General features: G+C 38.1%; 25 protein-coding genes. 22 read left to right on the top strand and 3 right to left on the bottom strand.

The features are described 5' to 3' along the window. Positions 1–73 precede the first annotated feature (73 nt). From M3610_RS11500 to M3610_RS11435, 14 genes are all read left to right on the top strand, one after another. The gene (locus M3610_RS11500; RefSeq protein ID WP_098575740.1) at positions 74–1,318 is read left to right on the top strand and encodes an ATP-binding protein; all 1,245 of its coding nucleotides are present in this window, start codon (positions 74–76) and stop codon (positions 1,316–1,318) included. Positions 1,319–1,513: 195 nt separating this feature from the next. Beyond that, positions 1,514–2,704: an HD-GYP domain-containing protein gene (locus M3610_RS11495; protein ID WP_098575739.1), complete on the top strand. Its 1,191-nt coding sequence runs from the start codon at positions 1,514–1,516 to the stop codon at positions 2,702–2,704. A 165-nt stretch (positions 2,705–2,869) separates the two neighbouring features. After that, positions 2,870–4,054 carry a hypothetical protein gene (locus M3610_RS11490; RefSeq protein WP_251459274.1) on the top strand — a complete coding sequence of 395 codons (1,185 nt, stop codon included), beginning with the start codon at positions 2,870–2,872 and terminating at the stop codon, positions 4,052–4,054. 153 nt (positions 4,055–4,207) lie between these two features. After that, positions 4,208–5,290 (top strand): hypothetical protein, encoded by a 1,083-nt coding sequence (locus tag M3610_RS11485; protein WP_098575738.1) that lies wholly within the window; start codon positions 4,208–4,210, stop codon positions 5,288–5,290. Next, entirely contained in the window at positions 5,277–7,445 is a 2,169-nt protein-coding gene (locus M3610_RS11480; protein ID WP_098575737.1) for a molybdopterin oxidoreductase family protein, read from the top strand. Before M3610_RS11485 ends, M3610_RS11480 begins: the two co-directional genes overlap by 14 nt. Further along, positions 7,446–8,006 carry a 4Fe-4S dicluster domain-containing protein gene (locus M3610_RS11475; protein ID WP_007086371.1) on the top strand — a complete coding sequence of 187 codons (561 nt, stop codon included), beginning with the start codon at positions 7,446–7,448 and terminating at the stop codon, positions 8,004–8,006. It begins immediately after the preceding gene. An 11-nt stretch (positions 8,007–8,017) separates the two neighbouring features. Continuing rightward, the gene (locus M3610_RS11470; protein WP_251459272.1) at positions 8,018–8,542 is read left to right on the top strand and encodes a Rieske 2Fe-2S domain-containing protein; all 525 of its coding nucleotides are present in this window, start codon (positions 8,018–8,020) and stop codon (positions 8,540–8,542) included. After that, a complete protein-coding gene (locus M3610_RS11465; protein WP_098575735.1) occupies positions 8,532–8,723 on the top strand; it encodes a hypothetical protein in 192 nt (63 codons plus the stop codon). Before M3610_RS11470 ends, M3610_RS11465 begins: the two co-directional genes overlap by 11 nt. After that, positions 8,716–9,027 carry a hypothetical protein gene (locus M3610_RS11460; RefSeq protein WP_098575734.1) on the top strand — a complete coding sequence of 104 codons (312 nt, stop codon included), beginning with the start codon at positions 8,716–8,718 and terminating at the stop codon, positions 9,025–9,027. Before M3610_RS11465 ends, M3610_RS11460 begins: the two co-directional genes overlap by 8 nt. Further along, on the top strand, positions 9,014–9,295 hold the full coding sequence (locus tag M3610_RS11455; protein WP_251459270.1) for a hypothetical protein: 282 nt from the start codon (positions 9,014–9,016) through the stop codon (positions 9,293–9,295). Before M3610_RS11460 ends, M3610_RS11455 begins: the two co-directional genes overlap by 14 nt. Before the next feature lie 49 nt (positions 9,296–9,344). Continuing rightward, positions 9,345–10,007 carry a sensor histidine kinase gene (locus tag M3610_RS11450; RefSeq protein WP_251459268.1) on the top strand — a complete coding sequence of 221 codons (663 nt, stop codon included), beginning with the start codon at positions 9,345–9,347 and terminating at the stop codon, positions 10,005–10,007. Between the two features lie 13 nt (positions 10,008–10,020). Beyond that, entirely contained in the window at positions 10,021–10,674 is a 654-nt protein-coding gene (locus tag M3610_RS11445) for a response regulator (protein ID WP_098575731.1), read from the top strand. A gap of 14 nt (positions 10,675–10,688) precedes the next feature. Next, positions 10,689–11,138: a GAF domain-containing protein gene (locus M3610_RS11440; RefSeq protein ID WP_098575730.1), complete on the top strand. Its 450-nt coding sequence runs from the start codon at positions 10,689–10,691 to the stop codon at positions 11,136–11,138. 19 nt (positions 11,139–11,157) lie between these two features. Beyond that, positions 11,158–12,216 carry a PAS domain-containing sensor histidine kinase gene (locus M3610_RS11435; protein WP_251459267.1) on the top strand — a complete coding sequence of 353 codons (1,059 nt, stop codon included), beginning with the start codon at positions 11,158–11,160 and terminating at the stop codon, positions 12,214–12,216. Between the two features lie 38 nt (positions 12,217–12,254). Here the strand turns inward: M3610_RS11435 and M3610_RS11430 are convergent, their stop codons facing one another. Further along, the gene (locus M3610_RS11430; RefSeq protein WP_251459265.1) at positions 12,255–13,910 is read right to left on the bottom strand and encodes a glutamine--tRNA ligase/YqeY domain fusion protein; all 1,656 of its coding nucleotides are present in this window, start codon (positions 13,908–13,910) and stop codon (positions 12,255–12,257) included. A 203-nt stretch (positions 13,911–14,113) separates the two neighbouring features. Between M3610_RS11430 and M3610_RS11425 the strand changes: the two genes are divergently transcribed. The 4 genes from M3610_RS11425 (at position 14,114) to kynB (ending at position 19,179) form a co-directional block, all read left to right on the top strand. Next, positions 14,114–15,100 (top strand): Gfo/Idh/MocA family protein, encoded by a 987-nt coding sequence (locus M3610_RS11425; RefSeq protein ID WP_285851081.1) that lies wholly within the window; start codon positions 14,114–14,116, stop codon positions 15,098–15,100. Between the two features lie 187 nt (positions 15,101–15,287). Next, on the top strand, positions 15,288–16,301 hold the full coding sequence (locus tag M3610_RS11420) for a 4Fe-4S binding protein (protein WP_251459263.1): 1,014 nt from the start codon (positions 15,288–15,290) through the stop codon (positions 16,299–16,301). 169 nt (positions 16,302–16,470) lie between these two features. After that, complete coding sequence (locus tag M3610_RS11415; RefSeq protein WP_251459261.1) at positions 16,471–18,450, top strand: WG repeat-containing protein; 1,980 nt, start codon at positions 16,471–16,473, stop codon at positions 18,448–18,450. A 111-nt stretch (positions 18,451–18,561) separates the two neighbouring features. Continuing rightward, positions 18,562–19,179, top strand: a complete 618-nt coding sequence (gene kynB, locus M3610_RS11410; protein ID WP_098575727.1) for an arylformamidase — start codon at positions 18,562–18,564, stop codon at positions 19,177–19,179. Positions 19,180–19,251: 72 nt separating this feature from the next. On the opposite strand, the gene M3610_RS11405 is transcribed toward kynB, so the two are convergent. Continuing rightward, the gene (locus M3610_RS11405) at positions 19,252–19,605 is read right to left on the bottom strand and encodes a hypothetical protein (RefSeq protein WP_251459259.1); all 354 of its coding nucleotides are present in this window, start codon (positions 19,603–19,605) and stop codon (positions 19,252–19,254) included. A gap of 274 nt (positions 19,606–19,879) precedes the next feature. Between M3610_RS11405 and M3610_RS11400 the strand changes: the two genes are divergently transcribed. Then, positions 19,880–20,134 (top strand): amino acid decarboxylase, encoded by a 255-nt coding sequence (locus tag M3610_RS11400; RefSeq protein WP_251459257.1) that lies wholly within the window; start codon positions 19,880–19,882, stop codon positions 20,132–20,134. Here M3610_RS11400 and M3610_RS11395 read toward each other — a convergent pair. Then, entirely contained in the window at positions 20,127–20,831 is a 705-nt protein-coding gene (locus tag M3610_RS11395) for a Crp/Fnr family transcriptional regulator (RefSeq protein ID WP_251459255.1), read from the bottom strand. The two genes, M3610_RS11400 and M3610_RS11395, sit on opposite strands and share 8 nt — an antisense overlap. A gap of 163 nt (positions 20,832–20,994) precedes the next feature. Between M3610_RS11395 and M3610_RS11390 the strand changes: the two genes are divergently transcribed. The 3 genes from M3610_RS11390 to M3610_RS11380 all read left to right on the top strand — a co-directional run bounded on the left by M3610_RS11390 (position 20,995) and on the right by M3610_RS11380 (position 22,665). Then, the gene (locus M3610_RS11390; RefSeq protein ID WP_098575723.1) at positions 20,995–21,204 is read left to right on the top strand and encodes a hypothetical protein; all 210 of its coding nucleotides are present in this window, start codon (positions 20,995–20,997) and stop codon (positions 21,202–21,204) included. A 159-nt stretch (positions 21,205–21,363) separates the two neighbouring features. After that, a complete protein-coding gene (locus M3610_RS11385) occupies positions 21,364–22,212 on the top strand; it encodes an MBL fold metallo-hydrolase (RefSeq protein ID WP_373561730.1) in 849 nt (282 codons plus the stop codon). A 153-nt stretch (positions 22,213–22,365) separates the two neighbouring features. Next, positions 22,366–22,665, top strand: coding sequence for a DUF5658 family protein (locus M3610_RS11380; protein ID WP_251459253.1), 300 nt, complete (start codon positions 22,366–22,368; stop codon positions 22,663–22,665). Positions 22,666–22,726: the final 61 nt, after the last annotated feature.

Genomic DNA, 22,726 nt, shown 5'->3' with positions numbered 1-22,726 from the left:
TTTACAAAATTGATGATAATTAAGTGATAGAAAGATGATAAAATAGATGTGAACTTATTTAAGGAGAAACGACATGAAAGAAGGCATCCAGACTACTAAGCTCATTTTTGAAGAAAAGAAGGCAACTATTCTATTTTTATGGTTGTTTAATTTAATATTTTTTTCTTGGGATATATTCTATTATTATTTTCGTCCTTATTTCAATGGAGCATCTCTTAATGATTTGAGGGGTGGGCTAGGAATATGGGTGTATTTACTATTAGTAGGAGTTTTAATTCTAGCTATTTATTATATAAAAGCAGGGAACATCTATATTGTAAAATATTTATACATTATTAGTTTTCTAATTATTGATATTATGGACAATCTAGTGAGGTATATGGGGTCTACCGAACATTTTGCAACAGGAAATATAGTCGAAGTTTTATTAATTCTCTTTACTCCAATTTTTGTGAATAAAAGATACTTTTGGACAGTTACCATAGGTTTGATTGGTAAGGATTTACTATTAGGGCTGATATTAGGCGACCTAAATGTTTTAATGCCAGTCCTTATCTATATTACTATCTCGGGATTAGCCTATATTTTATTAATCCGTTTTTATTCTTATATTAATTCTTTAACAAAGGTTTACGATGAGCTTCGTCAGAAAGAGAAGCTTGCTGTCATTGGGCAAATGGCTGCAGCAATTGGTCATGAAATTCGTAATCCTTTATCTTCATTACGTGGATTTACACAATTACAGCAAGAGCGGTACCCAAACACAAATGATTATTACCCAATTATGATTCAGGAAATTGATCGGATTAATTCCATTGTTAATGACTTGATGTACATTGGGAAACCACGGGTTATCCATTTTGAAAAAGCAAGTATTGAGGAAATCATTGCATATACATTATCTATTACTCAACAACAAGCAGAGAGACAAGGAGTAATTGTTGAAACTACAATGGCAGGGCCGCTCCCACCTCTGGATTGCGATGAAAAACAATTGAAGCAGGTATTTATTAATCTAATTAAAAATGCTATTGAATCAATGCATGAAAGTGGAAGGATAAAAATAAAAGTTAATGTTTTAGAAAAAACAAAAATGTCTGTTTCAATTAAAGATGAAGGATGTGGCATTCCTGATGAAAACATCCTTAATATAGGCGAACCTTTTTTTACTACGAAATCAAGTGGAACTGGTCTAGGTTTAATGGTCACCAATCAGATCATCAACGAGCATTTAGGTGAGCTTAATATCAGTAGTAAACTAGGAAAAGGGACTAGGGTAGAAGTGATTTTACCAATAATCCATCGACAAAGAAAGTAAATCACATTCAACATTTTATTTCAAAAATATTTCTTTTTTATACATAAATGATTCTTCTTTTATCTATTTCTATTAAACTAAATGATTTATAATTAAAGAAATGATGTTTTTTGTGGAATAATTGGCGGTCCTTTATAAAATTTCGAATATGTTGTCGAAAAAGAAGCTATTTATCCTTTGTATGAGGTAGAAATTATGAAAAAACAACTAGTTGATCCTAATATAAGAAATGAAGAAAGTCGAACGTTAAAATGGTTTTTAATATTATTTTATATAATATCAATTTCCTTTGATATTATTTATAAAGCTATTGCGCGTTATATTCCCGAATTAAAAAATGATACGCCAGATAGATTCCTTTTCTGGGTATATCTGTTCATGTTTGCTTTAATTCCAGCAGCGATTTATTTAAATAAAAAACAAAAACAACATTTGATAAAATATATTTATTTTATTAGTTATACTACACTAACATTTCTTAATGATGTTTTTACATTTTATGGTATTCCGAATGATTATCAGAGTGGTAATGCAGTTGAAATCTATTGGCTTTTATTATCACCTATATTTGTAAGCACAAGATTTGTAAAGGTTGTTTCAATAGGGTTGATAATAAAATATGTTGCTGTAGGTTTAATCATTAAAGCACCTATTGTATTATTAGGAATTGTTTTGGTAGCTATACTTTCAATTTTTTCTTTTATCTTGCTATACAGATTCAAATCATATGTTAAAGCAGTGAAAACTTCTTATGATCAACAGTTAATAGGTATAGTTAAGGGTGTTATTGCTACTCTTGAGTTGAAGGATCCGTATACTCGAGGACATAGTGAAAGAGTAGCAAGTTATGCATTAGTGCTGGCAAAAGAAACAGGGAAATTTAGAGACGAAGAGTTAAAGTCATTTAACTATGCTTGTTTATTGCATGATATTGGTAAAATTCATATCCCAGACCAGATATTGATGAAGCCGACAAGTCTTACAAAAGAAGAATATGAAATCATCAAGTCTCACACAAACGTGGGTGCAGAAGCAGTCTCGAAAGTAGTTGGGTTAGATAACAGTATTGAGGTAATTCGTTCTCATCATGAAAGGTGGGATGGTAGAGGGTATCCTGATCAACTAAAGGGTGAAGAAATACCATATCTTGCAAGAATAGCAGCAATAGCTGATGCATTTGATGCAATGACCTCGACTAGATCCTACAGATCGGCATTGACCATTGATGAAGCTTATAAGCGAATTTTGGAGGGTAAAGGAAATCAGTTTGATCCGGACCTTGTAAAAGAGTTTCAAAAAGTATTTCCTAAATGGAGTAAAATTCATAATACATCCAACCAAGACCTAGGAATAGGCCATATCAAAATAAATGAGGCTTTAAGCTAATACAAAGGAGGCACGAAGATGAAAATTCGTAAACTTAAAAAAGTTAAAGCGACCGGATCTTGTTGGTGGTGCTGGTTTTTATAAATATCTAGAATTGAGTGGGGATGCTAGTGGAAAACTATGCATCCTTCTTTTATAAAAATTCACAAGATTAAGGGTGTTCAAATGAGTGTTACCCTCACCTCAAGACTATTATTGGTTCCAATCTTTATTCGCAAGGATAAAAAACATTACATCATTGAAGATAAAACTACAGGTGAGTTTTTTGAGATGCCAGAGGTTTCTGTTGCTGCAATTCATCTTCTCAACAATGGAGAGTCATTAGAGGTAATCGAAAGGCAACTGAGAGACAAATATCCTAATGAAGAAGTTAATTTAATTCTTTTTGCTGAACAGCTTCTAGATTTAAATTTGATTGCTGAAATTGACGGTGAAGTGGTTTCTTCAAAAGAAATGAATAAAGAAAGATTAGGATATTTATGGATTTCACCTAAGATGGGGAAATTCTTTTTTAATAAGGCCGCGTTGTTTTTCTATGTAGGAGTATTCATTCTCAATTTAACTCTTTTATTATCTCATCCTAGCCTTGTTCCTCAATATAAGGACCTATTTATTTTTAAATATATGGTTTTTAATATTCCCGCATGGCTTGGTATAACATTTTGTTTAGTGTTAATTCATGAGTTTGGACATATTTTAGCTATGAGAGCCCATAATCTCCCGACTAAATTAGAGATAGGCCATCGTTTATTTTTAGTTGTTCTTGAAACGGATATGTCCTCTGTTTGGAAATTATCATCAAAAGATCGGAATGTTTTATTTTTAGCGGGAACTTGTTTTGATACAGTGGTCCTTTCTATTGCCTTGATTAGTCAGCTTTTTGTATCAGATGGGCTAGGGATCTTTCAGGGGATCATGAATCTTGTTGTATTGGACACATTTATCCGGTTGTTTTATCAATTCTGTGTGTATATGAAGACTGATTTGTATTATGTTTTTGAAAATGTATCAGGATGCTATAACTTAATGGAGAATGCTCAGCACTTGATATTCAAGAGGTTAAGGTTTGTAAAATCAAATGTATCAGAAAATGATGTATTCCCGGGAGAGCAAAGGACTATTCTTTTGTATTCCATTTTCTATTTTATTGGAGTAATTTTGACTTTTGCTGTCTATGCAATCTTCTATATTCCACAATTATGGTTTGCTTTTAAAAAGGTTTTACCTGGTTTTTTAGAAGGCCCTGCCACTTTTCCATTTTGGGATGCTTTACTTTTCTCATTGCAAATAACCTTTTGTTTTGGTGTACTCTTATATTCTTGGAGAAAAAAGTATCTTCGAGGATATTAAGACATTTGTGACAGACATTTGTCTAAAATAACGTTTCTAGGGGTTTTTTTCCCCCATAATAGGGGGAATCCCTGATATATATAACACTGCCGTTTTTCTTACAATTAGAGTATGAAAAAACGGCAGTGTTATTTTTATTTAGGAGGAACTCCAATGGAAGCTAATATTTCAATGACTAAAAAACAAGAGAGATCAGTCAATGATGCATTTGCATCTCATTTTGCTAAATCAATGTTTCTGACGGTTGTTGGACTTGCGATCTTAACGTTTATCGGTACAAGAATGTTTACACATGTTGACTTGAATCTTTATGGATATATGGTAGGAACCATTGTATTTATCGGGGGATTTTTCTACCGCTTTATTGCCTGGGGAGAAAGACCGCCTACCAAAATTTTTATCAAAAAAGGCTTAAAACTATTATTTCGAAAAAGTACACCTAAAACTGCTGTAAATCATTTGGCTATTTATGATTTCATCCGGAATCGTGGAATGTACCGCTGGGTGCAGCACATTTTAATCGGTTGGGGATGTGTCCTTGCGTGCTTGGTGACTTTCCCGCTCGTGTTCAGCTGGATGTATTTTACAATGGAAGACAATGGCTACTATACCATCGTGTTATTTGGAATGAATGTAATGAACGTGAAAGCAGATGGAATCATCGCTTGGTTATCCTATAATGCACTTAATATTGCTGCAATCATGGTTACAGCAGGAGTAAGCATGGCTCTAAACCGCCGCTTAAAAAACATGCAAGCCAGAGCCGAACAGAAGTTTATGTACGATTTCTTACCGCTTTATCTATTATTGTTTATTTCCGTTACTGGCCTTTTATTAACAGTTCAAAACGTATTCTTGCATGGCTGGATGCAGCCGCAAATGTCACTGATTCATCAATTTTCAGTGATTGTGACACTCATTTACCTGCCATTCGGAAAACTTGCTCATATTCCTTTCCGTCCAATGAGTGTATTTGCAAGAAATTACCGTGAACATTATGGAGAACAGCATATGAAGGAATGTAAAGTATGCGGCGACCATTTTGTATCAGTTGAACAATCAAATGATGTCATTCAAGTTTTAGGTGTCAATGAAATGGAATTTAATATGCAGGATGGTTTTAATCTTGCAGAACTATGTCTGCCTTGCCGCAGAAAATATAGAATCTCAAGATTCTCAGGCTTCGCAACACATCAAGTTAAGGTCAAGGAGGCAAACCAGAATGCAAAGGGATAAATTTTTCAAAGAAATAGAAAATCTTCGTCATCCAAATGAAACGCTCGTAAAAACTCACTGCAGCTACTGTGGGATGCAATGTGGAATGAACCTGCGTGTCAATACAAAAACAAATAAAATCATCGGTGTGGAACCACGGTATGATTGGCCGGTTAACGTCGGAAAAATGTGCCCTAAAGGGGTTACAGCTTACCAGCAAACCAACCATGATGATCGGATTTTAAAACCATTAATCCGCGATGATGCATCACTTAAGGGTACAAAAGAGGGCTTTCGTGAAGCCAGCTGGGATGAAGCCTACAGCTTAATTGCTAAGAAGTTCGCGGAGCTTCAAAGTAAATACGGAAAAGATACATTGTCAGTATTCAGTGGTGTGTCGATGACAAATGAAAAGTGTTATTTGACAGGGAAGTTTGCTAGGGTTGGATTGCAAACACGCTATATTGATTATAACGGCCGCTTTTGTATGTCAAGTGCAGCCGGTGGATTCCTTCGCTCTTTTGGAGTTGACCGGGGTTCCACATTACCATGGACAGATCTCCATGAAACAGATTGCTTGTTCATCGCTGGAAGCAATACGGCTGAGTGTCATCCAACCTCCATGTTCAGAATATGGGCTGTTCAGGAAAGAGGAGGTTACTTAATTGTAGCTGACCCACGAGAAACCCCAATTGCAAGAAGAGCGGATGTTCACTTGGATTTACGTCCTGGAACAGACCTTGCCTTAGCAAATGGTATTCTCAATTTACTTATTCAAAACGGGTATGCAGATGAAGAATTCGTTAACAATCATACAAATGGTTTTGAAGAAACCAAAGAATTGGTGAAAGAATTTACACCAGAATATACAAGTGAACTGACGGGAGTAGCACCGGAAAAAATTATTCGCGCCGCTGAAATCTACGGAAAAGCACCAAATGCCATTGTCATGTTTGCACGTGGTATTGAACAGCAGCATAAAGGTGTTGATAATGTATCAGCCTACACCAATATGGCCTTAGTTACAGGGAAAATTGGCCGCCCAAAAGCGGGAGTAGCTACATTTACAGGGCAGGGTAATGGTCAAGGCGGACGTGAGCATGGTCAAAAATCAGATTTGCTTCCAGGTTATCGTAAAATCACCAATCCGAAGCATGTAGAAGAAGTATGCAAGGTTTGGGGAATTACCCCTGAAGAAATGCCGCAGCCTGGTGTTTCAGCCTATGAAATGTTCGAACTAATGGAGGAAAAAACAATCAGAGGTTTGTATTTGCTCTGCTCCAACCCAGCAGTATCCGCACCAAACTTAAACTTTGTCCGCAAAGCTTTAAAAGGCTTAGACTTTATGGTTTGTGCTGACTTCTATCTTTCCGAATCCGCAGAATTTGCAGATGTTATCCTTCCAACCGTTACATGGTCAGAGGATGAAGGAACGGTAACTAATTTAGAAGGCCGGATTATTAAAATCAATAAAGCACAAGAACCAGTTGGTGAATCAAAGCCGGATTGGCAGATTCAAGCAGAGTTAGCAGAGTATCTTGGCAGAGGCAAGTATTTCTCTCACTTGAAAACAGCGAGAGATGTGGCTGATGAATTCCGTCTTGCATCTAAGGGCGGTTATGCCGACTATTACGGGGCAACATGGGATAAGATCGACAAGCAAGATGGTGTGTTCTGGCCATGTAAAGATGAAAACGATCCAGGAACACCACATATGTTCCTAGATAAAAAATTCTATCATCCAGATGGAAAAGCAAAAATTTGTGCCTTACCATACCGTCCGCCAGCTGAAGAGCCGTGCGCGGAATATCCATTACGCTTAACAACCGGACGTGTCGTCTACCATTATCTTTCTGGGAATCAAACTCGCCGCATTCAGTTTTTACGGGATATGTGCCCAGAGCCTTATGTGGAAGTACATCCAGAAACAGCTGCAAAATATAAGATTGAACATGAAGAATTTGTACGCCTCTTTACACGTAGAGGAGAGGCTGATTATAAAGTGAAAATCACAGAAGCGATTCGAAAAGATACTGTATTTGTTCCGTACCATTTTGGCCACGAGAAATCTATTAACCTATTAACCATTCCAGCGCTTGACCCGATGTCACGGATGCCGGAATTTAAAGCGTGTGCCGCTCAGATTGAAAAACTAGAAATGAAGAAGGTGCAGTAAATGAAAAAGAGGCTATATCTTGAACTTGAAAACTGTATAGGGTGCCGTTCATGTTTGGCGGCTTGTACACAGTGCGGCGGGCATGAAGAACGTAACCGTAACTATGTTTACGATGTGAACCCGCTTGTTAACCGTCAAACCATGCCTCTTATGTGCCTGCACTGCGTAAATCCGGCTTGTGCTAGAAGTTGTCCAGCTCAAGCCATTCAAATACATGAAACAGGTGCCGTGCTATCGGCTCTTGTGGAAAAGTGTATTGGCTGCCAGAACTGTACCATTGCGTGTCCATATGGAATACCAAAGTTTGATACAGAGCAAAATTTAATGTACAAGTGTGATCTTTGTATTGACCGGACAAAGGACGGCATTCCGCCAATGTGTGCGAGCGTATGTCCCTCAAATACATTACAATGGCTGACAGATGAAGAGATAGAAGCGAAACAAAAGCAATTTAACCTGGATAACGGAAAATGGGTTACTAGTATGCCGTATTTAGAAGGCGAAACCAATGTAAAAGTGAACCTGCCTGGTATTCTGCAGGGCGTCACGAAACTGTTTTAGGAGGGATGAACATGTCAGAAAAAAATAATAAAATCCCGTTCAATGAAGATAATTATACCCATAATATTAACCGCAGCAATGAAAGAAAACTAGACCGGCGCGGCTTTATGAAAACATTAGTTGGAGCAGCAGGAGTATTTGCTGTTTCCTCTCTTCCATGGGGAGCATTAGCTGCAAAAGAATTAACTGGTTTGGGAGATAAAAAATATCCAAAGCAAAAAATTACTAATGTTAATTCTTTACCTGTAGGAGATGCAGTTGACTTTGCCTTTCCTGGTGAACATGACAGTGCAATCTTAATTCGATTATCTGAAAATAAATATGTAGCCTACCAAAATGCGTGTACCCACTTAAGATGTCCTGTATTTTGGAAAAAGGATGAAGGAGAAATGCTTTGCCCTTGCCACCACGGAAAATTCGATGTAGAAACGGGTGCGCCAATCGCAGGGCCGCCGCGGCGACCGCTTCCTGAAATATATGTAAAAGTGGAAAACGGTGCAGTTTACGCTGTGGGGGTGAAACGTTATGAAGCGTAGTTACCTGCCTGTCGTCTTTCTTTTAGCGGTTTTAATGTTAAATATTATCTTTACTCAATATATGGTCCATCAATATTTTTATGAGAATTATACCAATACGATCGTAGCCGTGGTGATCAACGTGATTTTATTCCCAATCGCATTCCTTATCTATAAAAAAGGTGTGAATGTCAATGACTAGTGAGACGTATATTGATTTTTGTTTTGTCCGTCCGTCAGCAGGCAATTTTACAGCTGAAGTTGACTCATTGTTAAAGAATACGTTTGCGAAAAAACGTCTAAATTGGTTTCTTGAAGAAAAAACCCTTGATGGGGCTGAGATGGTTATTGCGGAAATAAAAGGAATGAGTGACTGGGGTTCTGAAGATGAAACGATTCAATTTATCGAGGAACACGCCGGTGAGAAGTTTTGGGAGTATCTGCAAGGATATAAGATGTTCATCTATCCTGTGAAGAGAGGATGTAACAGCTGTGGGACTCATTAAGTTAGAAGATATGAGCCAGTTTGTTGGAGTACCAGTTGAGGTAGCCATTCAAGATGCTGAAGGCGGAGACCAAGCACCTGCAGTAAAGAAAGTAGTAAAAAAAGTACAGTTTTGTCCAGATGGGACACATATCCGCTTTTATTTTGATGATTTTTATTTTCTTGCCGTACCGATTTCTTCACAAGTAAAAGAGTCAGAAGGGCAATGGAGGGCTTTTGATTCAGAAAGCGGCTTATCATATACTATTAAAAAGGTCCAGGTTTTCTAAAAAGAACCTGCCTTTTTTATATAAATTATTAATATATTGGAGGGGCAATATGGATGAATTAAATTCAAAACAGCAGATTAGCTCTTATATAATTCATTCCCAAGAAGAAGAGATCAAACGGATTGCCCTAGAACTTCATGAAGGTGTCGGACAAAATCTTTATAGTATATTAACAGGCTTACAGTTTATTGAATCAGGCTCTAAAGAACCACACATGAAACATTATGTTCGCGAAATGTCGGAGTTGATTGAAAAGACCATTCAAGAAATTAGGCTCCTATCTGTTGAATTACATCCGCCTACACTGACAACCCTTGGTTTACTTCCAGCCATGAGGAGTTATATTAACTTATATACATCAACGTTTGGAATCCTGGTAGATTTAGAAACAACGGGTGACGAAAAAAGGATACCTGAAAAACATAGTATTACCGTATTTCGTGTCTGCCAGGAGGCACTTGCCAATATTGCCAAGTATGCGGATACTTCCAACATCTCTATTCATTTTAATTGGACGGAGGAAGAATTGACCATTACCATTTATGATTTTGGCAAAGGATTTCAACCAGAGGAATACAATAACCTTAATCCACTATCAGGGCTTGCCGCAATGAAAGAACGAATGCTTCTGACTGGCGGTCAGTGCAAGATTTCCTCTAAAATAGGGGAAGGAACTTCCATAGAAATATCTCTTCCGTTAAATCGGGATTAAAGGAGAGTTAAGAGTGATAAAAATCCTTTTGGTCGATGACCATGCAGTGGTTAGAATGGGACTTAAGATGCTGTTAAACACAAATCCAGAAATGGAGGTAATTGGTGAAGCATCGGAAGGAAATGAAGGAATTAAACAAGCGTTAAAGTTAAAACCTGATGTTGTGGTTATGGATCTAAGCATGCCGCATGGAAAAGACGGTCTATCCGCTACAATGGAATTGAAAAAGTTAATGCCTCAAGTGAATATCTTAATCCTAACGATGCATGATGATGAGGAGTACCTTTTTCGTGCCATTCAAGGGGGAGCATCTGGCTGTATCTTAAAAAGTGCCCCACATGCTGAATTAATGTCAGCGATCGAATCTGTGGCGGTAGGAGATGCCTATTTACATCCCTCTGCACAGAAGCGATTGATGGAAGAATATCTGAGCAGCGTAAAACAAGATGGGAATGATACGTACAATCTTTTATCTGATCGGGAAAAAGAAGTGCTGACACTTATTGCTAAAGGGTATTCCAATAAGGAAATTGCTGAACAACTAGTCCTTAGTGTTAAAACTGTCGAAACCCATAAAGGTAAGTTGATGGAGAAACTACAGATGAAAACCAGACCTGAGTTGGTGGAATATGCCGTAAGAAAAGGGTTATTGGGATATGGTATTTAAGGAGAAATTCTTAGATGAAAGAGATTAAGGAATGTCCTGTAGTAATGGAGGTTTGCGACAGTCTGTTGACTGTAGTTGATTGCGAATTTGTTGCCTTGGCTCTGCAAAATGAAGTGGGCCCGGATGTTAAGTGGCATTATGCTGCTGGCAATTTAAATGACAAATACAAAAGAATAACTGTCCGTTTCGGAAAAGGCATCGCAGGAAAAATAATCTCAAGTGGAAGTCCAATGATGCTCACAGATTTTCCAAACGGAATTATCGGAAAAGTTACGGACCATCCAATTATGCTTGCTGAAAAACTTGTTTCGACATATGCTGTCCCTTTATTTTTTCGTAGTGTACCTAAAGGGGTCTTACTTATTGGTAATCGGAAAATCAAAGCGTACACAGAAAAGGATCAGCAGTATGTAATGGAAGCTGCTAAAGACTTAGAAAAAATATTGACGGAACAGATACTTTGATAGATTCTGGGAGGAGCTAATGGACAAGGAAATGGACCAGCCTGCAAAATTCGCGAATCTTGAGTTAGAATTAAAAAAGTCAATGCAGGAATTAGTAGATATAAAGTTTGCGCTTGATGAATCTTCAATTGTAGCCATCACCGATTCTCGGGGCACGATTACATATGTGAATGATCAATTTTGCCATATTTCGAAATACTCCAGAGAGGAACTTCTAGGGCAAGATCATCGAATTATCAATTCCCAGTACCATTCAAAAGAATTTTTTCGAAAAATGTGGAAAACAATCGGTTCCGGTGAGGTTTGGAAGGGGGAAATCTGCAATAGGGCAAAAGATGGGACCCTTTATTGGATGGATACAACGATTGTTCCTTTTTTAAATGAAAAGGGAAAACCGTATCAATACTTAGCGATTCGTTATGAAATTACCGAGCGAAAGCGAGTCGAACGAGAGCTTCAAAAAATGATGACTACTATCATTAATGTTCAAGAAGAGGAACGAAAACGCTTGTCACGTAATTTACACGATGGGATTGGACAAAACCTGTATAGTCATTTGATTACGATTAATCGTCTCTTAGCCGAAATGGATCATCCTCTACTGCAGCAGATGCAAACCGAAGCAACCGAATTGATTGAAGAAATCCGCGAGATCTCATGGGAACTTCGGCCCTCCGTACTTGATGATTTAGGATTAGTGCCAGCTATTCGTTCGTTTCTATCCCGTTACTCTGACCATTACAATATTGATGTCTATTTTGAATGCGTGTTAAATCGGCGCTTGGACATCAGCATTGAACTAACGATTTACCGGATTATTCAGGAAGCACTCACGAATATACGGAAATATGCAGAAGTTAATGAAGCGACGGTCTCTGTTAGAGAAATAGAGGATGTTATTCGAGTGATGATTGAGGATAAAGGAAAGGGATTTGATGTGAAGAATCAAACCTTTGGTGTTGGTTTGTTTAGTATGGATGAGCGAGCACGTTCGGTGGGCGGAGAGTTATTAATCAGCTCTTCACCTGGGAAGGGGACTAAACTGATTTTAGAAGTACCGAGTTCTATTGTGGAATAGCAAAGAACCAGGCGACGTAATGCGCCTGGTTCTTTCTTTTAAATTTTAAATGAACTCTTTAATGATACAATGCGGTTAAATACGAGCTTTTCGACTGTGGTATGTTTAGGGTCGACGTTAAAGTATCCATGTCTAAAGAATTGGAATTTCTCCTGCGGTCTGCTTTCCTTCATGTTAGGCTCGACAAAGCCTTGTAACACCTGAATTGAATTTGGATTAACATTGTCCAAGAATGTCTTTTCTGTACCGCTGTTATCGTCTGTCTCGTCCAAAATCAGTGGTTCATAAAGACGGAATTCAGCAGGAACGGCATGAGCTGCTTCCACCCAATGGATTGTTCCCTTCACTTTTCTACCCGTAAACCCTGTGCCGCTTTTCGTCTCTGGGTCGTAAGTACAGCGCAGTTCAACTACTTTACCGGTTGAATCTTTTATCACTTCTTCACATTTAATGAAATAGGCATTTTTGAGACGGACCTCATTACCGGGGAACAGACGGAAATACTTTTTAGGCGGCTCTTCCATAAAGTCGTCTTGTTCAATATAAATTTCCCGCGAAAATGGAATTTTTCTCGTGCCCATTTCTGGATTCTCAGGATTGATTTCAGCATCTAGCAATTCAATTTGCCCTTCTGGATAATTCGTAATAACAACCTTTAAGGGATCGATGACACCCATTGTTCGTGGTGCTTTTAATTTTAAATCCTCACGGACGAAGTGTTCAAGCATTTGTGAATCAACTGCTCCAGAACCTTTGTGAATGCCAGTTTCTCGGACAAACGAAACAATCGATTCTGGCGTGAATCCTTTTCTTCTCATCCCGGAAATGGTTGGCATACGAGGATCATCCCAGCCATCCACAAATCCTTCATCTACTAATTGCTTCAGCTTCCGTTTACTCATGACCGTATTCGTTACATTTAGGCGGCCGAATTCTATTTGCTGTGGAGTGCTCTCCATTTCACAATGTTCGACAACCCAATTATAGAGGGGCCGTTGGTCTTCAAATTCTATCGTACAAATGGAATGGGTTACTCCTTCAATTGCATCCTCAAGTGGATGAGCAAAAGCATACATCGGATAAATGCACCATTTGTCACCGGTATTATGATGGGATGCATGGGCAATCCGGTAGATAACAGGGTCACGTAAGTTTATATTCGGTGATGACATATCAATTTTCGCTCGAAGGACCTTTTGGCCGTTTTCATAGACACCTTCCCGCATCTTTTCAAATAACTCAAGGTTCTCTTCAATCGAACGGGTCCGGTAAGGGCTATCCTTTCCAGGTTCCGTTAGTGTCCCACGGTACTGGCGGATTTCGTCAGCTGATAAGTCATCAACATAGGCTAATCCTTTATTAATCAATAGCACCGCACGTTTATACATTTCCTCAAAGTAATTGGAAGCAAATAATAAGTTATCCCATTCAAAGCCTAACCACTTTACATCTTCTTTGATTGAGTTTACATATTCGATATCTTCTTTTAACGGATTGGTATCGTCAAAGCGTAAATTGGTCAGCCCGTTAAACTCGTCGGCTAAGCCGAAGTTGATGACAATCGATTTTGCATGTCCAATATGTAAATAACCGTTAGGCTCTGGCGGGAATCGAGTGACGATTTTATGGTGCTTTCCAGATTCAAGATCTTTAATCATAATATCCTTAATAAAATTAGATGTGTTATTGTCCACCCTTTTCAACCTCTTTCATTCTTAACTCTACATTATAAATAACATAAATACAGATATTTTTCCATTGTTCCCAACAATTCATGTATAAAACACTCGGGAAATGGAAAATTTATTTATTTTTTAAGCATTCTGGAATTGGCAAGTGTGTATGAAAAAGACTACAATAGTTTCTTGAAGTAATATAAAGGAAGGGGAACTACAAATTGATTAACTTTGGAACGGTCGGAACAGGATGGATCACTGAATCCTTTATCAAAGCTGCAGAGCTCAGCGGTCAATTGCAATTAACAAGTGTCTATTCCAGAACAGAGGATAAAGCGAAACAATTAGCCGATACATATAACGCTCCATATTTTTACACTGACATTGAGGAGATGGCAAAGAGTTCAGAAATACAAGCGGTATATATTGCATCACCGAATTCTGTCCATTTTGAACAAACACTTACATTTTTGAAAAATAAGAAACATGTTATCTGTGAAAAACCGATTTTCTCAACGAGTGCGGAATTACATACAGCCTATCAGACAGCTGAGGAAAATGGCGTATATCTGTTTGAAGCGATTCGTAATATCCATACCCCCAATTTTAAAATACTAAAAGACAACCTCCAACGGGCTGGGAAGCTTCGTAGTACCATATTGCCTTATATCCAATATTCCTCTCGCTATGATTTATTTTTACAAGGGGAGGAGCCCAATATTTTCTCGGCTCAATATTCTGGTGGCGCGCTTGTTGATTTAGGTGTCTATCCGCTCTATTTAGCAGTCGGATTGTTTGGTGCTCCTAAGCAGGTCAACTATCATCCAGTGGTTCTTCGGAGCGGTGTGGATGGAAGTGGAACCTTGGTGTTAACGTATGATGATTTTATTTGTACGATCCTTTGTTCAAAAATTTCTCATTCCGAATTACCGTGTGAAATTCACGGGGAAGGTGGAACATTTTTCCTTGAAGATGCAGCCCCGATTTCAACTATTACCTTCGTGGACAACCGAGGAAAAGAGAGAGAAACCATTAGCGTCACCCAAGAAGAAGAAAATATGGTATATGAATGTGAAAACATTGCTAAGATTATTGAGACGAAAAATGATCAAGAATATTTGCGGTTAAAAAATTGGAGTGAAATCGTACTCCAAATTACCGAAGAAGCTAGGAAACAGAATAAGATCTTATTTGCAGCAGAAAAATAAAACAAGGCCAGGAGGATACGTTCTCCTGGCTTTATTTCATGAGGTTATCTTCCCAAAAAAAGCTTATTTAACATTTTATGAAGGGGTATGTGAATTCTTTATGAATTCAATATTCTCAATGACTTTTATCACATGCCGTGTTTTGTAAGTTCATTATAGTTGAGGGAGTAAGATGGGAGGAAACCTTATGAAATCAAAAGCTTGGTACCAGAAACAGTTGAAACGTAAACCTGTCCAAATTACAAGAAATACTGTTCAGGGTTTGTTTTTGTTGTTTTTACTATATGTTGGTCTGCAGTTTTATCAATTCTATTTGCATTTTGAAACACTCGGAAAATCCCCTTTTGTTGACCGTCCCTCTGCTGTTGAAGGTTTTTTGCCAATCAGCGGTTTGGTCGCCTTAAAAGTATGGCTTACGAGTGGCGAATTTGATGTCATTCATCCGGCCGGCCTCGTTTTGCTTGCATTTTTTGTAGGTGCAGGAATTATTTTACGTAAATCATTCTGCAGTTGGATTTGTCCTGTTGGAACAGTTAGTGAGTTGATTGGGTGGCTGGGCAGGAAAATTTTTAAGAGGAATTTTGAAATTCCGCGATGGTCGACCTGGATTTTAACACCAATAAAATACTTATTGATGTTATTTTTTGTTCTTATGGTTGTACAAATGCCCGTGTTTACGGCGAAAAGTTTTCTCGAGGAACCGTATAATAAAGTATCCGATGTAAAAATGCTCCTTTTATTTATCAATCTTGGCGGCTTTGCCTTGAAGTTTATCATTGTCATCTTTATCCTGTCCTTATTCTTTAGAAATTTTTGGTGCCGCTTCTTGTGTCCATATGGTGCACTGATCGGACTAGGCAGTATCTTTAGAATTACAAAGATTGAGAGAAATGAAGATACATGTACAAACTGCGAAATGTGCACAAAGGTTTGTCCGCAAAGATTAAAGGTACATAAAGTTGAGACAGTAAATTCCCTTAATTGTTCAGCCTGTCTGTCCTGTGTAGAGGCATGTCCCGTGAAAGACACGCTAAACATGACGGTAGCGCGGAAAAAGGTAAATAAATGGTTTGTTCCAGTTACCTTCTTCGTGCTGTTCTTCGTGGTTATTACGATTGCAAAAATAACCGGCCACTGGGATACCATCATTTCCTATGAGGAATGGAAACAGCTAATCCCGGAAGTAGAAAACATAAAATAAAGAAGGAACAGAAGCAAAAAATATAAGATTAATGAACAGTTGTAATATATAAAACTATAAAAATACTGCTATTTGGGTCATCCACAATAGTGGTGTTTTTTCGTTTCGAGTGTTAAACACATAGCCCACTTTTCATCATATAAATATAAAAAACTAAAATGGGTGAGTTATGATGGTTGGTAATAACAGAGAATTAATAACTTGGGTATTGCCATATCTCCCAATGGGAGCAGAGTTGGAATACCGAAATCAACAAGCAATCCTTCAATCTATGGATATCGATGGTGATGGAATCCAGGAAATCTTTGGGGTATACCGTCTTAACCGACAGCCCTATTTATTTGTTCTTAAGCAGTACTTTGGTCAATTTAAATATTATTATCCGCTTCCCTCTGAGGTGAAGCAAGACGTCATCCGAATGCTGTCCATTTCCAGAGAGTCAAGGGCCGTTTACCTTTTTCCTGTTGTGAGGAAGGAAATTGGCGGAAACAGTTGGGGCTATATGGATACAAAAGGTAAATGGGTTCTTCCGGCAAACTACGATCATGCAGAGGATTTCCAGGAGAATGGTTTGGCCATTGTTGGTTTAATGGACAAATCAGGTGTCATAAATTCTAGCGGTTATTATATCGTGCGTCCGAAATACGATACTATAACCCCTTTTTCTGAAGGCCGGGCCGTTGTCAATGATGCCCAGGGATTCAAGGTAATTAATGAGAATGGCAAGGAAATCACGGAAAAGGCGTATTCTATCATTGTTGGAGAGTATAAAGAGGGACGCGTTCGTGCTGTTGAAATAGATGCGAATGGGGAGTATTTATATGGGTATCTCAATAAAAGAGGGAAAGAAGTAATTCCATTAATTTATAAAACGGCAAGTGATTTTGAACAGGGGAAAGCAATTGTTAAAACTAAGGAAGGTAGGTTTCAACTTATTGATCTTACCGGAAAGGTTTTACAATCGTATCCTTATGCATACGTCGCTAATTACGGTCAAGGATTGCTTGCATTTCGGAAGAGGAACGATGGGAAGCTGGGTTATATTAATGAGCTGGGGAAAACAATCATAGAGCCGCAATTTTCGAATGGAGAGTCATTTAATGAAGGCCGGGCGATTGTCAGTTTGTCAGAGAATAATAGAGAAAACTTTGGCGTTATTGATCGGCAAGGTCATTTTGTAATTAAGCCAAACTATAATCAAATCTTAGATTTAGGTGAAGGTCGCTTTGCTATAGGAAAGGAGATTGACCCGAAACAGCCTTGTATGAGATCCATCTATGCCTTAGCTGATTCGGATGGTCATATCCTCACAGGATTTCATTTTACAGTGATCACGAAATTTGAGGATGGTCTTGCGTCTGTCACAGATGATCAGCATACTTATTTTATTGATAAACATGGAAGGCGAAAGGAACATCTGCCAATGGTTAGTGGCTCAGGCTGGCTTAGTTTTGAGAAAACACTAATTAAGGGTCATATTGACGACCATCTTATCTATTTTAATCAAACGGGAGAGTTACTCTGGAAGCAAGCCACTATTCTCCCGCTAAATAACCAATATTCGGTGGTGGAGCATAAATATAAACCTAATAAGGATTATTTAGTCTATTATCCACAAATTGCAGGGATGAAAAATCAAGAAAGTGTAAATCGCACTTTAAAGGAGATGGCGGGCGTAAAACCCATACCCGCGCACACTCAGTTGGAATCAAATTATACGGGGAACTATGATATTTCTTATTTTGAGAAAAACCTGCTGGTCATCAAGATTGAGGGCTACGACTACCCGTTTTGTGCGGCGCACGGAATGCCGGTGCAAAAATATGCTCATATTAACCTGAAAACTGGGTCGATGTACCAATTGAAAGACCTTTTTAAGCCTGACAGCCCTTATGTAAAAGTAATTAGCAATCTGATTCTTGAACAAATAAAAGGTAATAACCAATACTCATCTTACTTATTTCCTGATGATTACCATGGGATAAAGGCAGATCAACCATTTTTTATCAGTGAGGCTGGTCTGAATATCTACTTTCAACCCTATGAAATTGCGGCATTTGCAGCCGGTTTTCCTACCTTTATCATTCCTTTTGATGACATAAAAGAGCTTATTAATAGGAACAGCGAATTTTGGAAATCGTTTCACTAAGGAAGGCAGGAATTAATCCTGTCTTTTGTTTATGTAAACTAATGAAAAACTACACAGAAATATGAAATAATGGTGGTAAGTGCTAAATTATTATTGAAGGAGTGCATGGGTATGAAGATTTATGATATTTCTAGAAAGTTAATAAATGGGATGCCTGTTTGGCCAGGGGATACGGCCTTTCATTACGAGGTCGCATGGCCAATGGAGGAAAGTGGATCCGTTAATGTGGGTAAACTTGAATTGAGCACCCATACAGGAACACATGTGGACGCTCCCTTTCATTTTGATAACAAAGGAAAACGAATCATCGAGTTGAACCTCGACCTATACATTGGTCCGGCGAGAGTTATTGATATGCAAGGTAAGGAAAGCATTGGTGCCGCTGATTTAGAAAAGATTAATCTTGATGGATGCAAACGGGTGCTATTCCGAACCCTTTCCTGGGAAAACTCTGATGTTTTCCCTGAAAAGATTCCACATATTGAGCCAAACTTAGCTCCTTTTTTAGGAAGTAAGGGAGTTCAACTGATCGGCTTGGATATCCCATCTGTCGATCCAATTGACAGTAAAGAACTGCCTGCCCATCATAGCTTGAATGAGCACGGTATTCACATCCTAGAGTCACTGATGCTTGATGAAATCGAACCTGGAGATTACGAACTGATTGCCCTTCCATTACCACTATCAGAAGGAGACGGAAGTCCGGTTCGAGCAGTCCTGAGGAAGTAGAAGAATTTGGTGTCAGGCACCAAAAAGCGTGAATCCATTGGACTCACGCTTTTTTATCTTACTAAGGAAAAGTCACTGTTCCTTTGTCTGACTTGTATATTTTTGGCGATAAATTAACCAATAACCTCCAAAGCCAATGATAATAAGTAACCCCACCAAACCTGGAACAACATAACTTTTTAATGTTGGCTGGGCAGGCGCCAATTGTTTTTGAGCCAATTTTGCCTGTTCATTTTCTGTTGCGGTGCTTTTATTGGCTGAAACAATTTTATTATTATCTGAGGTTAACGCAGCCATTTGAGCTGTTTGGCTAACTACTGAATTATTTTGAGGAGAAGAAACTTCTATTCGAGAATCGGCAAAGACAATCGTTCCTACTAGAAAAAACAACAGTGATGTGATAAGAGCAATCTTATTAAACATCATATTCAACTCCGCTATATTGTAATCTTTCTGTTGTTTATTCTATCATCGTTAGTTGCAGGAAATATCACTTTTTCCGCAAAGTTCACAAAGCTTTCGAAAATTAAATACTCTTAAAAATTAACCAAAAGTCTTCCAAAACATAGAACCTCAGTGTATCGGGGTCATTTTTTATCGAAAATCTTCTAAAGCCAAACTTGATATAAATCAATTTCAATTGAAGAGAAGGGTGATAAACTGAAGCATAAACTTAAACTCTGAACAAAGGGGAGCGAGAATGATGTTTGAAATAGTTGATAAAAAAGCAGTAATGGATATTCGGGAACGAATTGCAAAGGGCGAACATCCACGTCGCGAAATATTGAATTTTGTTAGAGAAGCACCAATAGGCACCATTTTTGAAATTCACTTGCCACATCGAGGGGAACCGCTGATTGCCAGTTTACAATCATTAGGCATGAATGTAATTGTTAATGAATTAGAGCCCATGCATTTTAGACTAATGGCCATCAAGCTTTATGAAATTAACTAATCCCTGATACTTGTTTCAGTTGATCCAACTCTAGAATCTGTATTTGTCGACGCCCGTCCATGCTGATTAGTTTTTGCGACATGAACGAGACCAGCTTCCGGCTTACCGATTCTGGGGTTGTTCCAATATAGCTGGCTAAATCCTTTTTAGTAATTGGCAGAGTAAAAGTACCATTTTTTGCATTCATTTTATCATGGAATAGAATGAGTGCTCTTGCCAAGCGTTGTTCTACTTCCATAAAACTAAGAAAGCCAACGGACTCATCAGATTCATATAGACGGTCGTTGACAGTTAGTAAGAACCTGTAGGACAACCCAGCGTTCTTTTCCATCGTGTTGAGAAAGTCCTTTTTCTCGATATAACAAATAACCGTTGATGTTCCCACGGTTTCTGCATTCAAATAATGATTTTCATTTTTTAATAATGAAAATAAGCCGAAGAAATCCCCTGGAAACAGCAATCTAACAATTTGTTCTTTCCCATCTGGGGACATTTTTGTTAGCTTAATCAGTCCTTCATTCACTATGAATAATGTCTCCGAACGTTCGCCATCTCGAAAAATATATTCTCCCTTACCAAAACGTTTGCTCATAGTTACCTTTTGCAGCTGTTGAAGATCGCCTTGGTTCATCCCTTTAAAAACCGGTACGGATGTAATGCATGATGATTCATGAGAGCAGCAATGGTCACAGCACATTCTAAATCAATCCTCCAACTTTCTAATAACTTCATAGTATCTGTTTTGTTTAATCTATGTAGTGATTTACATCAATTCTGCTTTTCTTGATATAGATCAATGTTAACTAGAACGATTCGCATTACAATCAAAGTATAACAAGCAGTGAAGGGGTGCTATTTAAGTGAGTATCATGGAATTAGCATTAAATGAAGTTGCCTGCTCAGGATGTATCGGAAAAATTAAAAGAGAAATGCAAAGAACATATGGAATTGAAAAAGTTAAAATCCTAACAGGTAGTGGGAAGATTCAAATAAACTTTAATGAAAGCTTTATACACTCCGAGGAAATAAATCGGAATCTTTATAAAATGGCATTGCGAATATTTGATTAATGGCTGCTCATAGTGGGCAGTTTTTTTTTGAACATTACATCTTTATTAAGAACATAAAGTTCGTTATAATGTTGTATGTGTTACGACTGAACTCGAATAAGCGACGGTAATAATTTTCTCTTCCAGGTTAAATAATAAACAAAAATGGGAGGGATTTTTTTGGAGCATAATCAGGATAGTAAGTTTGAAGAAACTTTTCTTCCAATGACCTCGGTTGGCAATGGCGTGGGGATGGCTGTTTTACCCGATGTATATTGTTATACCGACAAAATCGTGAACCTCGTACTTGTTGGAGATCCGAATAAATCGGGGGAATTTGTGCTCATTGATACAGGTATGCCTAAGTCCGCAGAAAAAATAATGGAAATGATACAAGAACATTTTGGTGAGCGGGCCATTCCAAAAGCGATCGTTTTAACACATGGACATTTTGATCATGTCGGATCAGTGGCTGAATTGTTGGAAGAGTGGAAGATTCCGGTTTATGCTCATGAACTAGAACTTCCCTTTTTAACTGGCCAACGTGACTACCCACCTGGTGACCCAAATGTTGATAGTGGACTTGTTGCAAAATTGTCACCGATGTTCCCAAACCATGGAATTAATATAAGTGACTATGTTCATGTCCTACCTGCCGATGGGACTATTCCAAATATGCCTAATTGGAAATGGGTACATACACCAGGTCATACACCAGGACATATCAGTTTATTCCGTGAACAAGATCGGGTGCTCATTGCCGGTGATGCGTTTGTGACCGTAAAACAAGAATCACTCTATAAAGTAATGACGCAAACACAGGAGATTAGCGGGCCCCCTAAATATTACACAACTGACTGGGAAGCGGCATTTGAATCCGTGAAAAAGCTAGAGGCACTCAAGCCTCAAGTAGTGGTGACCGGTCATGGGCTTCCTATGGGCGGTGAAGAACTAGCAGAAAGCCTTTGGTATTTAGTGGAGCATTTTGATGAGATTGGCCGTCCTAAGAGTGGAAGATATGTGAATTAAAAATCCTGAAAAAAACTTGAGCTGCCGACGCATGCAGCTCTTTTATATGAACATTATGTTCTTTTTTGAGAACAAACGAAAGAATTCATAGATTTCAGCATAGATACTACAAAAATAATGGAAACTAATCGAACAATTTATGAGGTGGTAATAATGAAACTCTGTATATTCCTGTTAATTGCTGGACTATTGGATGCTGTTCTGACGCATGTTGGGATTGCTTCAGGTATCGTTTCTGAAGGGAACCCGATGATGAAACTGGTCATTGAAAAAAGCTGGTCTTATTTCTACATTATTAAAATCTTTTTGCCCCTAATCTTGCTTGGGTTGTTTTACCTGCGCCAATTAAAAGGCTGGATTCGGACGCTCTTGGTTTCTACTTGCGTTCTTTACTTCTCAGTACTGATTTATCATATGGTTTGGATTGCCCTCTATTTTAATTCTGCATCATGACTTTACACTATTCCTAACTAGACACTCCAAGATTATTACGTTAGTATCAATACGATATGTA

The sequence above is a fragment of the Neobacillus sp. MER 74 genome, assembly GCF_023714155.1.
The sequence above is the reverse complement of the archived record's forward strand: the minus strand, read 5'-3'. Positions and strand labels throughout refer to the sequence as shown.

Excerpts from the sequence above, each read along its gene's own strand:
- M3610_RS11490 (WP_251459274.1), top strand. The coding sequence starts at position 2,870 with ATGAGTGTTACCCTCACCTCAAGACTATTATTGGTTCCAATCTTTATT.
- M3610_RS11460 (WP_098575734.1), top strand. The coding sequence starts at position 8,716 with ATGACTAGTGAGACGTATATTGATTTTTGTTTTGTCCGTCCGTCAGCA.
- M3610_RS11435 (WP_251459267.1), top strand. The coding sequence starts at position 11,158 with ATGGACAAGGAAATGGACCAGCCTGCAAAATTCGCGAATCTTGAGTTA.
- M3610_RS11485 (WP_098575738.1), top strand. The coding sequence starts at position 4,208 with ATGGAAGCTAATATTTCAATGACTAAAAAACAAGAGAGATCAGTCAAT.
- M3610_RS11480 (WP_098575737.1), top strand. The coding sequence starts at position 5,277 with ATGCAAAGGGATAAATTTTTCAAAGAAATAGAAAATCTTCGTCATCCA.
- M3610_RS11380 (WP_251459253.1), top strand. The coding sequence starts at position 22,366 with ATGAAACTCTGTATATTCCTGTTAATTGCTGGACTATTGGATGCTGTT.
- M3610_RS11420 (WP_251459263.1), top strand. The coding sequence starts at position 15,288 with ATGAAATCAAAAGCTTGGTACCAGAAACAGTTGAAACGTAAACCTGTC.
- M3610_RS11400 (WP_251459257.1), top strand. The coding sequence starts at position 19,880 with ATGATGTTTGAAATAGTTGATAAAAAAGCAGTAATGGATATTCGGGAA.
- M3610_RS11500 (WP_098575740.1), top strand. The coding sequence starts at position 74 with ATGAAAGAAGGCATCCAGACTACTAAGCTCATTTTTGAAGAAAAGAAG.
- M3610_RS11450 (WP_251459268.1), top strand. The coding sequence starts at position 9,345 with ATGGATGAATTAAATTCAAAACAGCAGATTAGCTCTTATATAATTCAT.
- M3610_RS11405 (WP_251459259.1), bottom strand. The coding sequence starts at position 19,605 with ATGATGTTTAATAAGATTGCTCTTATCACATCACTGTTGTTTTTTCTA.
- M3610_RS11475 (WP_007086371.1), top strand. The coding sequence starts at position 7,446 with ATGAAAAAGAGGCTATATCTTGAACTTGAAAACTGTATAGGGTGCCGT.
- M3610_RS11440 (WP_098575730.1), top strand. The coding sequence starts at position 10,689 with ATGAAAGAGATTAAGGAATGTCCTGTAGTAATGGAGGTTTGCGACAGT.
- M3610_RS11415 (WP_251459261.1), top strand. The coding sequence starts at position 16,471 with ATGATGGTTGGTAATAACAGAGAATTAATAACTTGGGTATTGCCATAT.
- M3610_RS11395 (WP_251459255.1), bottom strand. The coding sequence starts at position 20,831 with ATGTGCTGTGACCATTGCTGCTCTCATGAATCATCATGCATTACATCC.
- M3610_RS11495 (WP_098575739.1), top strand. The coding sequence starts at position 1,514 with ATGAAAAAACAACTAGTTGATCCTAATATAAGAAATGAAGAAAGTCGA.
- M3610_RS11470 (WP_251459272.1), top strand. The coding sequence starts at position 8,018 with ATGTCAGAAAAAAATAATAAAATCCCGTTCAATGAAGATAATTATACC.
- kynB (WP_098575727.1), top strand. The coding sequence starts at position 18,562 with ATGAAGATTTATGATATTTCTAGAAAGTTAATAAATGGGATGCCTGTT.
- M3610_RS11465 (WP_098575735.1), top strand. The coding sequence starts at position 8,532 with ATGAAGCGTAGTTACCTGCCTGTCGTCTTTCTTTTAGCGGTTTTAATG.